Source organism: Actinoplanes sp. HUAS TT8, from assembly GCF_051380535.1.
Classification (GTDB): Bacteria; Actinomycetota; Actinomycetes; order Mycobacteriales; family Micromonosporaceae; genus Actinoplanes.
The window spans coordinates 10,201,587-10,213,510 of sequence record NZ_CP195646.1 but is presented as its reverse complement, the minus strand read 5'-3'; the positions used below and the strand labels follow the sequence as shown (position 1 = coordinate 10,213,510).

13 protein-coding genes are annotated in these 11,924 nt (G+C 69.2%); 4 read left to right on the top strand and 9 right to left on the bottom strand.

Annotation, left to right across the window (positions count from 1 at the left end; all coding sequences use genetic code 11):
* Nucleotides 1-159: 159 nt before the first annotated feature.
* The 4 genes from ACSHV8_RS45675 to ACSHV8_RS45660 form a co-directional block, all read right to left on the bottom strand.
* Nucleotides 160-318 (bottom strand): hypothetical protein, encoded by a 159-nt coding sequence (locus ACSHV8_RS45675; protein ID WP_436526689.1) that lies wholly within the window; start codon nt 316-318, stop codon nt 160-162.
* A gap of 211 nt (nt 319-529) precedes the next feature.
* Nucleotides 530-1,471, bottom strand: a complete 942-nt coding sequence (locus ACSHV8_RS45670; protein WP_436526687.1) for a zinc-binding dehydrogenase — start codon at nt 1,469-1,471, stop codon at nt 530-532.
* A gap of 320 nt (nt 1,472-1,791) precedes the next feature.
* Nucleotides 1,792-3,024: an NAD(P)-dependent malic enzyme gene (locus ACSHV8_RS45665; RefSeq protein WP_436526685.1), complete on the bottom strand. Its 1,233-nt coding sequence runs from the start codon at nt 3,022-3,024 to the stop codon at nt 1,792-1,794.
* A 139-nt stretch (nt 3,025-3,163) separates the two neighbouring features.
* Nucleotides 3,164-3,532, bottom strand: coding sequence for a S24/S26 family peptidase (locus tag ACSHV8_RS45660; RefSeq protein ID WP_436526683.1), 369 nt, complete (start codon nt 3,530-3,532; stop codon nt 3,164-3,166).
* Nucleotides 3,533-3,556: 24 nt separating this feature from the next.
* Between ACSHV8_RS45660 and sodN the strand changes: the two genes are divergently transcribed.
* Together sodN and ACSHV8_RS45650 are read left to right on the top strand one after the other, a co-directional pair.
* Nucleotides 3,557-3,961 carry a superoxide dismutase, Ni gene (sodN, locus tag ACSHV8_RS45655; protein ID WP_436526681.1) on the top strand — a complete coding sequence of 135 codons (405 nt, stop codon included), beginning with the start codon at nt 3,557-3,559 and terminating at the stop codon, nt 3,959-3,961.
* Between the two features lie 148 nt (nt 3,962-4,109).
* A complete protein-coding gene (locus tag ACSHV8_RS45650; RefSeq protein ID WP_436526679.1) occupies nt 4,110-4,517 on the top strand; it encodes an ATP-binding protein in 408 nt (135 codons plus the stop codon).
* Here ACSHV8_RS45650 and ACSHV8_RS45645 read toward each other — a convergent pair.
* A complete protein-coding gene (locus ACSHV8_RS45645; RefSeq protein WP_436526677.1) occupies nt 4,495-5,235 on the bottom strand; it encodes a FadR/GntR family transcriptional regulator in 741 nt (246 codons plus the stop codon). The two genes, ACSHV8_RS45650 and ACSHV8_RS45645, sit on opposite strands and share 23 nt — an antisense overlap.
* Nucleotides 5,236-5,273: 38 nt before the next feature.
* Nucleotides 5,274-5,651, bottom strand: a complete 378-nt coding sequence (locus tag ACSHV8_RS45640; protein ID WP_436526675.1) for a hypothetical protein — start codon at nt 5,649-5,651, stop codon at nt 5,274-5,276.
* A gap of 70 nt (nt 5,652-5,721) precedes the next feature.
* Between ACSHV8_RS45640 and ACSHV8_RS45635 the strand changes: the two genes are divergently transcribed.
* Both ACSHV8_RS45635 and ACSHV8_RS45630 read left to right on the top strand, forming a co-directional pair.
* Nucleotides 5,722-6,672, top strand: a complete 951-nt coding sequence (locus ACSHV8_RS45635; protein ID WP_436526673.1) for a diacylglycerol/lipid kinase family protein — start codon at nt 5,722-5,724, stop codon at nt 6,670-6,672.
* A 411-nt stretch (nt 6,673-7,083) separates the two neighbouring features.
* Entirely contained in the window at nt 7,084-7,338 is a 255-nt protein-coding gene (locus ACSHV8_RS45630; RefSeq protein WP_067697263.1) for a WhiB family transcriptional regulator, read from the top strand.
* Between the two features lie 771 nt (nt 7,339-8,109).
* On the opposite strand, the gene ACSHV8_RS45625 is transcribed toward ACSHV8_RS45630, so the two are convergent.
* The 3 genes from ACSHV8_RS45625 to ACSHV8_RS45615 form a co-directional block, all read right to left on the bottom strand.
* Nucleotides 8,110-9,051: a sirohydrochlorin chelatase gene (locus ACSHV8_RS45625; RefSeq protein ID WP_436526670.1), complete on the bottom strand. Its 942-nt coding sequence runs from the start codon at nt 9,049-9,051 to the stop codon at nt 8,110-8,112.
* Nucleotides 9,033-9,797 carry a phosphoadenylyl-sulfate reductase gene (locus ACSHV8_RS45620; protein WP_436526668.1) on the bottom strand — a complete coding sequence of 255 codons (765 nt, stop codon included), beginning with the start codon at nt 9,795-9,797 and terminating at the stop codon, nt 9,033-9,035. The genes ACSHV8_RS45625 and ACSHV8_RS45620 overlap by 19 nt, the downstream gene beginning before the upstream one ends.
* Nucleotides 9,798-9,948: 151 nt before the next feature.
* Complete coding sequence (locus tag ACSHV8_RS45615; protein ID WP_436526666.1) at nt 9,949-11,640, bottom strand: nitrite/sulfite reductase; 1,692 nt, start codon at nt 11,638-11,640, stop codon at nt 9,949-9,951.
* Nucleotides 11,641-11,924: the final 284 nt, after the last annotated feature.

The following is an 11,924-nucleotide window of genomic DNA, read 5'->3' as shown; positions in this document are numbered from 1 at the left end:
GGCCCGTTTGTCGCCTGCCCCGGCCGCGCTTCGCCCGCTGGTCGGGGCCGTCCGCTGGGCTGGGCCGTCCGCTGGGCTGGGCCGTCCGCTGGGCTGGGCCGTCCGCTCGGCTGGGCCGGCTCCAAGCGGGCCGGCTCCAGGCGAACGGTGCGCGGGGTTCTACAGGGCGAGCCAGGCGATCAGGGCGATCACGACCACGGCGGCGACGATGCCGCCGATGATGTACGGCATCTTGGACGGTGTCGAGTCCTCCGGACCTCCGGTGAACGCCCGGAACGCCTCGGTGTTCCCGCTCGGGTCGACGCTGTTGTCAGACATGCGCCCGACCCTAACCAAGGGGTGCACGCTTTCGCCAAGACCACCACGCCCCGACGGACATCCTGTGCGACCAGCAGCCCCGAGACACCCCCACGAGCCGGCGGGTGCTCACGGGCACCACCCACCCCTCAACGCCAGCTGACCGGCCCTGGCTGGGGGTCACGGGTGCGTCTGGGGGCGCGTCGGGTTTCGGCGGTGGGGGTGGGGTGGGTCAGTGTTCGATGACCAGCTTGCCGAAGATTTGGCCGGAGGAGAGGTGGGCGAAGGCTTCGGGGATGGCGGCGAACGAGTAGGTGGAGTCGATGACCGGGTGGAGTTGGGCGGTGGCGCACATCTGGAGGAGCTGGGCCAGCTCCGCCGGGGTGCCCATGCTGCTGCCGAGGATTTCCAACTGCATGGCGAAAACCCGGCGCAGGTCTACCCGGGCCTGGTGGCCGGCGGTGGCGCCGCAGACGACTATGCGGGCGCCGGGGGCGGCGCATTTCAGGGAGTGTTCGAAGGTGGGTTCGCCTACGGACTCGATGACCACGTCGACGCGTTCCGGGAGGCGGGCGCCGGGCTCCAGGGCGATCGCGCCGAGTTCGGCGATGCGGTCGCGTTTTGACTGGTCACGGCTGGTGGCGTAGACCCGCTTACCGAGGGCCAGGGCGATAGCTACGGCTGCGGTGGATACGCCGCCGCCGGCGCCCTGGACCAGGACGGCGCTCGCTTCGGCGGAGCGGCCTCGGGTGACGAGCATGTGGTAGGCCGTGAGCCAGGCCGTGGGCAGGCAGGCCGCTTCGGCGAAGGAGACGCCGTCGGGGATCGGGATCAGGTTCTCCGGTGGGGCGGCGACCCGGTCGGCCAGCGTGCCGGGGTAGCGCTCGGAGAACAGGGAATAGCCTCGCGGGTCGGCCTTGTCCTGGACGACCGGGTAGACCAACACGGGGGTGCCGTCCGGGGTCACGCCGGCCGCGTCGCAGCCGAGGATCATCGGGAGACGGTCGGCGGGGAGCCCGACGCCGCGCAACGACCAGATGTCGTGCTGGTTGAGTGAACTGGCCCGGACCTCGATCGGCACCCAGCCGTCGGGCACGTGGAAGGGCAGTTCGCCGATGGTCAGGCCGCTCAGCGGCGCATCGGGCTGAAGCGAGGAGGCGTAGGCGGCGCGCATCACCCGACCCTAGTCGCCGGGCGCGCTCCCGGGGACGTCCGTCGATCGATGTCGCTCGGTCTGACCGCGCCCACCCGTGGAGGAAATGATCTCCAGAACCCGTCCACGGGGTTTTGTGGTTTGACCGCAACCAGCCGACCACGTCGCCCTTGCGGGCCTCGCGTTCTGGGCGCGCCAGCGCCCTGCGAGGCCCGGAAGGGTCCCCGCGGGAGCGACGGTCTGTACCCCGGCCGAGATAGGCAATGAAGATCTTGATTTTGATCTTCTAAAAGGGCGCGCCGCCCCACCCGAGGGCGGAGCGGCGCGCTGGGCGAATTCGGTCAGGCGGGCTGGCGGGCCTGGGCCGGAGCGGGCGCCGGGGTACGACGCGCGACGCCGTCGCGGAGCGCGGCGGCCGCGACAGCAGCGGCGACGGCCGGGGCGACCCGCGGGTCCAGGGGCGACGGGACGATCGCTTCCGGACGGAGCTCGTCGGTGACGATCGCCGCGATGGCGTCGGCCGCGGCGACCTTCATCGCGTCGGTGATCGTGGTGGCCCGGACGTCGAGGGCACCCCGGAAGATGCCGGGGAACGCCAGGACGTTGTTGATCTGGTTCGGGAAGTCGCTGCGGCCGGTAGCGACGATCGCCGCGTACTTGTGGGCGATGGTCGGGTGGACCTCGGGCGTCGGGTTGGCCAGCGCGAAGATGATCGCGCCGGGGGCCATGCCGGCCAGGGCCTCCTCCGGGATGGTGCCGCCGGAGACGCCGACCAGCACGTCGGCGCCGATCAGGGCCTCGGCGATGCCGCCGGTGCGACCGGAGATGTTGGTGGTCGCGCCCAGCTCGGCCTTCATCCCGGACAGGTCGCCGCGCTCGGCGTGGATGATGCCGCGCGAGTCGACGACGATCATGTTGGCGCCCTGGACGCCGGCCGCGATCAGCGTCTGCGTGATCGCGACCCCGGCCGCGCCGGCCCCGCTGATGACCACGCGCAGGTCGGCGAAGTCGCGGCCGAGCAGCTTGGCCGCGTTGCGGAGCGCGGCGAGGGTGACGACCGCGGTGCCGTGCTGGTCGTCGTGGAAGACCGGGATGTCGAGCTCGGCGTCGAGGCGGCGCTCGATCTCGAAGCAGCGCGGCGCGCTGATGTCCTCGAGGTTGATCCCGCCGAACGACGGCGCCATCGCCTTGACGGTCGCGATGATGCCCTCGACGTCCTGCGTGTCCAGGCAGATCGGGATCGAGTCGACCCCGCCGAACTGCTTGAACAGGACCGACTTGCCCTCCATGACCGGCATGGCGGCCTTGGGGCCGATGTTGCCCAGACCGAGCACCGCAGAGCCGTCGGTGATGACCGCGACGGTGTTGGCGGTCCAGGTGTAGTCGGGGTAGAGCGACTCGTCCTCGGCGATGGCCTCGCAGACCCGGGCGACGCCGGGCGTGTACGCCAGTGACAGGTCGTCCCGGCTGGCCAGGGGAACTGTCGCGCTCATCGTCATCTTGCCCCGGCGGTGCAGGTCGAAGACGGGATCGGCGGCGAGGGCAGGATCGAGCTCAAAACTGAAGAAAGACACGGTGAACTCCACACAGCATCGACATTGATACGTGGCACCTGACACGACCTGGTCGCGAGTATGCGCCAGGCGGCGGTGCGATGCGGGGGTCACCCGGGAAAGCGACCGCAGCGCGGGTGTGCGCTGGGGATACTGGAGACTAACTTAACCGCCCTGGACTGGGGTAGTAGCGAAACGCTACTCGGCCGATGACATCCGCCACCCCGTAAACCCGTGAATCGTCCCGGACGAACTCGTTGTCACCCTCCAGCCACCAACCGCCGTCGTGTTCCCGCACTGCCCGCTTAACGACGAGCAGGTCCGGGCGGGAACGGAAGCGCCCGACCACGATGTCGCCGGTCCTTACGCGGGCGCCCCGACGGACGATCAGAGCATCGCCGGACCGCAGCGTCGGCACCATGGACGGGCCGCTCACCAGCACGGCGAACAGTGGTAATTGCCACCTCAAGGCATCAAGCCTCCGTCGCGTTAGCCCAGGGATGTAAGGGGTAGTGTCAAGGCGGATCATCGCAAACTCTATGGAGGAGTCCTGATGCGACTTCCGCGTTTCCTCACCCCGAGCACCGTGGTCAGCGCCCACTGCGACCTGCCGTGTGGCGTGTACGACCCGGCCCAGGCCCGGATCGAGGCCGAGTCGGTCAAGGCCATCGCCGAGAAGTACGCGGCGAACACGGACCCCGAGTTCCGCACCCGGGCCATCCTGATCAAGGAGCAGCGGGCCGAGCTGGTCAAGCACCACCTGTGGGTGCTGTGGACCGACTACTTCAAGGCCCCGCACTTCGAGAAGTACCCGCAGCTGCACCAGCTGTTCAACGAGGCCACCAAGCTCGCCGGTGCTTCCGGCGCCAAGGGCTCGGTGGACGTCGCGATCGCCGACCAGCTGCTCGGCAAGATCGAGGAGATCTCCAAGATCTTCTGGGAGACCAAGCAGGCCTGAGGGCCAGGTCGTGACTCGCGGTTCACGCCGCAGGACGGTGTGAACCGCGGGCCATGCCCCGAGCCGGCCCGTTCGCTCCGAGCGCGCCGGCCTCTGCCGTAACTCGCTGTAACCGGTTAAAGTCTCCACCGACAGGAGGAGGTCGCGGGTGACTCAGCTGACCCACGTAGAGCCGGAAGTCGGAGACGACGTCGTACTCCTGACGGTTCCCGCCGACGGCGGTTACCTCGGGGTTCTCCGGACGGCTACCGCCGGGCTCGCCGCCCGCCTGCACTTCGCCCTCGACGAGATCGAGGACCTGCGCATCGCCGTCGACGAGGCCTGCGCGATGCTGCTGGCGATCGCGACGCGCGGCGCCGAGCTGGAGTGCCGGTTCGCGGTCACCGACGACGCGCTGACCGTCGAGGTCACGGTGTCCACGGTGCGCGGCGCGCGACTGCCGTCCGAGTCGTCCTTCGCCTGGAAGGTGCTGACCGCGTTGACGACGTCGGCGTCGGCCGAGGCGAATGGGCAGTATGCGACGATCCGGCTGCTCACGCGCCGGACGGAGTACTAGGGAGTTCCCGCTCGACTCGCGTGTCGGCACCGGCCGCCACCGCGATGTAGTCCAGGTGCCGGGCCGCGGCCGACGTCGCCGCCTCGACCTCGCGCGCCACCAGATGGTCGACCAGCTGCCGGTGATCCGCATCGATGCGCGACCAGTATTCCGGCGGCAGGTGAGCGACCACCTCCTCGCCGTAGGAGGCCTGGTACAGAGGCCGCCCCACCAGCTCGAACAGCGGATTTCCGGTCGCCTTGGCCAGCACCCGGTGGAACACCGAGTGCGCCGACAGCATGGTGTCGAAGTCGTCGATCGCCGGATCGAACAGCGCCCCCCGCAGCTCCGCGAGATGCGCATCGGTACGCCGCACCGCCGCCAGCCCGGCCGCCGGCACCTCCAGCGCGCGACGCAGCTCCAGCAGATCGGCCAGACCGACCCCGGCCGAGTGCGCGAGCAGCGCAAACCCGGTCGAGAGCCCGTCCGCGAGCTGCCCGGCGTCCGGGTGCGCGACGAAACTCCCGCCGGTCACCCCGCGGGTGGTGACGATCAGATGCTGGCTGGCGAGCAGGCGTAACGCCTCGCGCACCGTGCTGCGGCTGACGCCGATCTTGACGCACAACTCAGGCTCGGGCGGCAGCCGTTCACCGGGCTGCAGCCGTCCTGACGTGATATCCGCACGTAAATCGTCCGCAAGCTGCTGATATGCGGGCGGGCGCACCGTTGAGCCGGTCACCCATCCAGGTTAGGCCCTGATCGGCCACACCGGACCAGCTAATCGACACCCAACGCTCGGCCACTCGCCGGAAGAAGCACCAGCACAGCGGTGGTCGCGCCGAGAATCAGCAGCAGGATGCCCAGCCAGAGCGGCCCGACCTGGATCCGGGAACCGCCGACGGCCAGCAGGAAGAGCTGCACCACCACGGCCGGGCCGCGAGCCCGCACCTTCCGCCGGCCGAGCGCCCGGGCGACGAGGAAAACCACCACGGCGGCCAGGGCCGCCATCACGGTGAGGGAGGCCGCCACGCCGAGGTTCACGTCATCACTGGTCAGATCTAGGACAATTAGGTACGCCGTGAACGCGGCCATCCCCAAGCTCTGCAGATAGAGCAGCCGGACACCCCAGTCGAGGGACACGGCAGTCAAAGTCACGGGTTTCTCACCGGTCACTGGAGCACCATACCGACAGCCAGAACCGGTTCCGGCGGGTAAGGTGCCGCCCATGCGTGCGTTGCTGGTGGTCAACCCCCGGGCGACGGCGACCACCGAGCGCAGCCGGGACGTTCTCGTCCGGGCGCTGGAGAGCGCCGTCGACCTGACCGTCCGCTACACCGAGCGGCGCGGGCACGCCACCGCCCTGGCCCGGGACGCGGCCGAGAACGGCATCGACGTGCTGGTCACGCTCGGCGGTGACGGCACCGTGAACGAGGCGGTCAACGGGTTGATGACCGCGCCCGGCACCCTCGCCGGGCTGACCGGCCCGTCCGCCTACCGGTTGCCGGCGCTCGCCGTGGTCCCCGGCGGTTCGACGAACGTCTTCGCCCGCGCGCTCGGTCTCCCCCAGGATTGGGTGGACGGAACCAGCGTGATCCTGGACGGGCTCCGCGACGGCCGGCACCGGGTGATCGGTCTCGGTCGCGCCGATGATCGCTACTTCACCTTCACCGCCGGCCTCGGCTGGGACGCCGCGGTGATCCGCCGGGTCGAGCAGGCTCGGCTGCGCGGCCGCACCTCGACGCCGGGTCTCTACATGCGGTCGATGGTCGGCCAGTTCTTCACCGGCGTCGACCGATCCGATCCGCCGATGACCCTGGAGCGTCCGGGTGAGACCGGGGAGACCGGGTTGGGCACGGTGATCATCCAGAACACGGCCCCTTGGACGTACGCGGGTGACCGTCCGGTGGACCCGAATCCGGACGCATCATTCGATCTCGGGCTCGACGTCTTCGCCCTGCGCAAACTCAAGGTTTCCGCAACAGCCAAGACCGTGACACAACTCGCGTGGCGATCGGGTGATCCGCGGGGTAAACAAGTAGTTCGTTTGCATGACCTTGCCGAGTTCACCGTGATCGCGTCGCGACCCCAGGCGTTCCAACTGGACGGCGACTATCTCGGGGAGCGGCAGAAGGTGCACTTCGTGTCCGTCCCATCAGCGCTGCGTGTGATCTGCTGACTTCGGGGTACGTCTTTCGGGACGTGCTCACGATCCGTTACAGAAACACGGGCAAAAGGTCGGCGAAGTGGCCGGGACCGTACTACATTGATGGGAGCGTTCGTCAACCGGCTCTCGCAAGAGCAGCAGAACCGGACATAAGGGTGCGTGAGGCAGCTCACCCGCTGGAAGAAACTTCCAGCGCTACCCTTGACATCGCGAGAGTTCGTGAAAGCATTCACAAGCGATAAGAAGTAACCGGTTGCCACTTGTGCGCGTTCCTAAACAAGAAGCGCGGAACGGTGACCAAACACAAAGGCTTGCTGACGCTCCGGTGAGTGTACGGGTACAACCCGTCGGCACTGCGGGCGCATGCATATAGGTAAACAGCACTGTTTTCATTACCCCATCCGAAACAAGGAGTTTGCCGCCATGGACTGGCGTCACGATGCGATCTGCCGCGACGAGGACCCGGAGCTGTTCTTCCCGATCGGGACGTCCGGCCCCGCGCTCCTGCAGGTCGAGCAGGCCAAGGCCGTGTGCCGGCGGTGCCCTGTGACCGAGTCTTGCCTCCAGTGGGCACTCGAGTCCGGCCAGGACGCCGGCGTATGGGGCGGAATGAGCGAAGACGAGCGGCGCGCGGTCAAGCGTCGTGGCGGCCTTCGGGTCTCCGCTCCCACTGCCTGAATCAATCCCCCACACAGCATTCGCGCCCCGGGCCGTACCGGCTCCGGGGCGTCTTGCTGTTTCGGGGCGCTTACCCACAGCTCCCATTCCACAGTGCGCCAATTCGATCACCGTACGTTTACCCGTACTCCTGAAATGATCTCGAAATTGGTGGATGATCGATTTCCGTCGCGACTCCGGCACGCTCCGCTGTGGACCTTCCTATCCCGACTCCCGTTGTCGCATAGCGCAGAGTGATCATCACTTTCCGTAGTCGATGGACGGGGATCGACGCGATGGGCGGGCGGCGGATCGATGAGCCGCTGAGTTATCCACAGAGATGTGTTGTCCACAGGGTGCGGGCGGGATCTTCCGGTTTTCCGGGATAATGGACGCAAGGGATGCCCCCTTGGGGGTGGGTGGGCTCTGTGGTGAGGCAGGGTTCCGGGCGACGGTTGGCCTCGGGGCTGAGATGTGCGCCAGGGCACACCGGTGGGCGGTTGATGAGGGCCGCGCCTGCCAGGACGGTTTGGACGCCACTGGCGGAGGGCCACGACGGGCAGCCGAACCTGGCTACGGTCGGGCGCGGAGCGCGGCTGCTTGGTGCGGAGCGCGGCTGCTCAGCGCGGAGCGCGGCTGCTCAGCGCGGAGCCCGGCTGCTCAGCGCGGCGCGTTGCTCGGAGCGCGGTCGCGTGGCGCGGTTGCATGGTGCGGGACGCAGTTGCGCGGCCCGGAACGCATTTGGACGTCACAGCTCGGACTGCGGCCGGCAACCCAAAGCCGACCGTGGCTCTAGGCCGCAGCGAGCACCCGGATGCCGGTCGCGGCGACTCGGGCGCTGATCAACCTGACGATCTCCGGCGCGTCCCCGAGCGGTTCAGCGACAGCCACCGCCCCGGCGTCTCGCGCCGATGTCACCGCCAGGTCGTAGAGCAGTCCGGGCGCCAGGAAGTATCCGGCCACCGCGACCCGCCGCACCCCGCGATCCCGGAGCGCTTCTACGGCTTCCCCGGCCCGTGGTCCCACCCCGGACGAGTAGGACACCGCCGCCGGCATCCCGAGACGGGCTCCCAGGGCCGCCGCCGCATGTTCCACGGTCTCCCGGGCAACCGGGTCCCGGGTTCCGGCCGCCGCCAGCACGACGCCGTCGAAGCCGTCCACCGGAAGGCGCCGGATGAGCGCGTCCAGCAACAGCCGCGGCACCCGCCCCGGCCCACCACGCTCCAGCCCGCCACGTCCCGACCCAGCAGAAGCCAAGCCCGACCCGCCAGAAGCCAAGCCCAACCCTGCAGCCGTCAGGCCCGGCATGGCAGACGTCAAGCCCGCCCCAGCGGAAGCCAGACCCGGCATGGCCGGCGCCGAGCCCGGCAGGCCGGAAGCCCCACCGCCATGTCCCGGCTCGCCCCGCTTCGGCCCCAGCACATCCGCCAACGCCACCGAGACCGCCAACTCCGCAGCCCCGGCAACAACCGCCGGCAGATCCACCCGTCCGTGGTACGCCTCGGTCAGCAGCAACGGCACCAGCACCGCCCGCCGAGCCCCCAGCTCCCCCAGCACGTCAAGGGGCCGAGGCCCGGCGTGGTCCAGGTACGCCGCCCGCACCAGCCATTCCGGCCGATTTCGCCGTACGGCCCGAGCCAGCGCCTCGGTCGATTCGGCCGCCCGGGGGTCTTGGCTGCCGTGCGCCACGAGGATGACGGCCGGCGGCGCCGATCTCACACGTGCAGACCGCATTCGGTCTTCTCGAACATCGCCCAGCGGCCGGCCCGCGGGTCTTCTCCGGCCTTGGTCCGCCGGGTGCACGGCCAGCACCCGATGGATCCGTACCCCTTCTTGAACAGCTCGTTGACCGGCACGTTCCACCGGCTGATGTAGCGGTCGACGTCGGCCTGGGTCCAGGCGGCGATCGGGTTGACCTTGACTTTGCCCTTTTTGGCGTCGAAGGCGACGACCGGCGTGTTGGCCCGGGTCGGCGATTCGTCGCGGCGCAGGCCGGTGGCCCAGGAGTCGTATTCGGCGAGGGCGCGTTCGAGGGGTTCGACCTTGCGCATGAAGCAGCATTCGTCGGGGCTGCGGGCGAACAGCCGGGGTCCGTATTCCCCGTCCTGCTGGCCGACGGTCATCCGCGGGCGGATCGAGCGGACGTTGACGTCCATCGTCCGGGCGACGATGTCCCGGACCTTGAGGGTTTCCGGGAAGTGCAGGCCGGTGTCGAGGAAGACGACGTCGACGCCGGGGGCGACGCGGGAGAAGAGGTGCGCGACGACGGCGTCGGCCATCGAGCTGGTGACGCAGAACCGCGCGCCGAACGTGTCGGTCGCCCATTTGGCGATCACTTCGGCGGGCTGGCCCTCGAGGTCGCGGGCGGCGGCCAGGGCCAGCTCGCGCAGTTCGTCGGGGCCGCGGCGGGCGGGGTCAGCGGGGGCGCTCGGGGCGCCCAGGTTGATCAGGCCCAGGCCGGTGGCGTTGAGGACGCTCATTGGGTAGCTCCCTTGGACAACAAGCCGATGAACTTGACCGAGAAGACTCGGGCGCAGGAGTGGCACTCCCAGGCGCCGTGCGAGGACTCGTTGGGGCGGAGGTCCTCTTCACCGCAGTAGGGGCAGTAGAGCGGGGCGGATCGGGCGTCGCTCATTTGAGAAGCGCCTCTTCCGCCCGCATCACCCAGTTGGCGAACGTCTCACCGTCGGAACGTCCGTCCAGGTAGTTACGGGCCACTCGTTCGACGTACTCGGGAAGTTCTTCGGCCGTCGCCTTGAGGCCGCGCAGTTTGCGGCCGAAGCCGGCGGTCTCGCCCTTGGCCATGCCGAGCGCGCCACCGAGGTGGATCTGGAAGCCTTCGACCTGTTCGCCATGCGCGTTCAGGACGAGCTGGCCTTTGAGTCCGATGTCGGCGACCTGGGTGCGGGCGCACGCGTTGGGGCAGCCGTTGATGTGTACCGAGATGTCGGCGTCGAAGTCGGCGAGCCGCTCTTCGAGGCGGGCGACCAGTTCTTCGCCGCGGGCCTTGGTCTCGACGATCGCGAGCTTGCAGTACTCGATGCCGGTGCAGGCCATGGTGCCGCGCCGCCAGGCCGACGGGCGCGCTTCCAGGCCGATTCCGCGGAGTCCCGTGATGAGCGATTCCACCCGGTCGTCGGCAACATCAAGGACGAGCAATTTCTGGTACGCCGTGAGCCGCACCCGCTCCGACCCGTGCTGTTCGACCAGGTCGGCCAGGGCGAGCAGCTGCTTGCCGGAGGAGCGGCCGACGACCGGGGCGGCGCCGACGTAGTTGCGGCCGTCGCGCTGCTTGTGCACGCCGATGTGGTCGATCGGCTTCTCGGGCAGGTCCGGGGAGGGCCCGTCGACCAGCGTGCGGCCGAGGTATTCCTTCTCCAGGATCTCGCGGAACTTCTCCACGCCCCAGTCGGCCAGCAGGAACTTCAGGCGGGCGCGGTGACGCAGCCGGCGGTAGCCGTAGTCGCGGAAGATCCCGACGACGCCTTCCCAGACGTCCGGGATCTCGGCCAGCGGCACCCACACGCCGAGGCGCTCGGCCAGGCGCGGGTTGGTGGAGAGGCCGCCGCCGACCCACAGGTCGAAGCCGGGGCCGTGGTCGGGGTGTTCGACGCCGACGAACGCGATGTCGTTGGCCTGGTACGGCCCGTCGGGCAGCCAGGAGATGACCGACTTGAACTTGCGCGGCAGGTTCGAGTAGGCCGGGTCACCGACGTACCTCTTGATGATCTCGTCGATGGCGGGCGTCGCGTCGATCACCTCGTCGACCGAGACCCCGGCGACCGGGCTGCCGAGCACGATGCGCGGGCAGTCGCCGCAGGCCTCGGTGGTCTGCAGGCCGACCGCTTCGAGCCGGCGCCAGATCTCCGGCATGTCCTCGACCCGGATCCAGTGCATCTGGATGTTCTGCCGGTCGGTGATGTCGGCGCTGTCGCGGGCGAACTCGCTGGCGATCTGCCCGATGACGCGCAGCTGGGCCAGGCTCAGCTGGCCGCCGTCGATGCGGACGCGCAGCATGAAGTACTCGTCTTCGAGCTCTTCCGGCTCCAGCACCGCGGTGCGGCCGCCGTCGATGCCCGCCTTGCGCTGGGTGTAGAGCCCCCACCAGCGGAAACGACCGCGCAGGTCGGCCGGGTCGATCGAGGCGAAGCCCCGGTGGGCGTAGATGTTCTCGATCCGCGCCCGGACGTTGAGCGGGTTGTCGTCCTTCTTGCTGCGCTCGTTGGGGTTGAGCGGCTCGCGGTGTCCGAGCGCCCACTGACCCTCGCCGCGCGCCTTGCGGGGGCGAGCGGCCGGTGTTGCGGGAGTGTTGCTGGGCGCCATGGCGGCGGTCCTCCGGGTTTCGTGGGCACCGGAGGACAATCGCGGCCTTGTGGAGGCTCCGCGACTTCAGCGTCGGGAGGGGGCCGGCTTGTCGTCCGCGCCCGAAATAAAGGGGGGCGGCGTCAGGAAGCCGGACACATCGCGCTGAAGACACGGCCGTAGTCGACGTGGCGGCGGGCCACGAAGCGGCGGTCAATTGCAGCGGTCATGCCGGTAAGCCTCTCACGCAAACCGAATGTGGGCCAGTGAGGTCCAGATTTCGAGAATGTGTCACGCGGCACTTG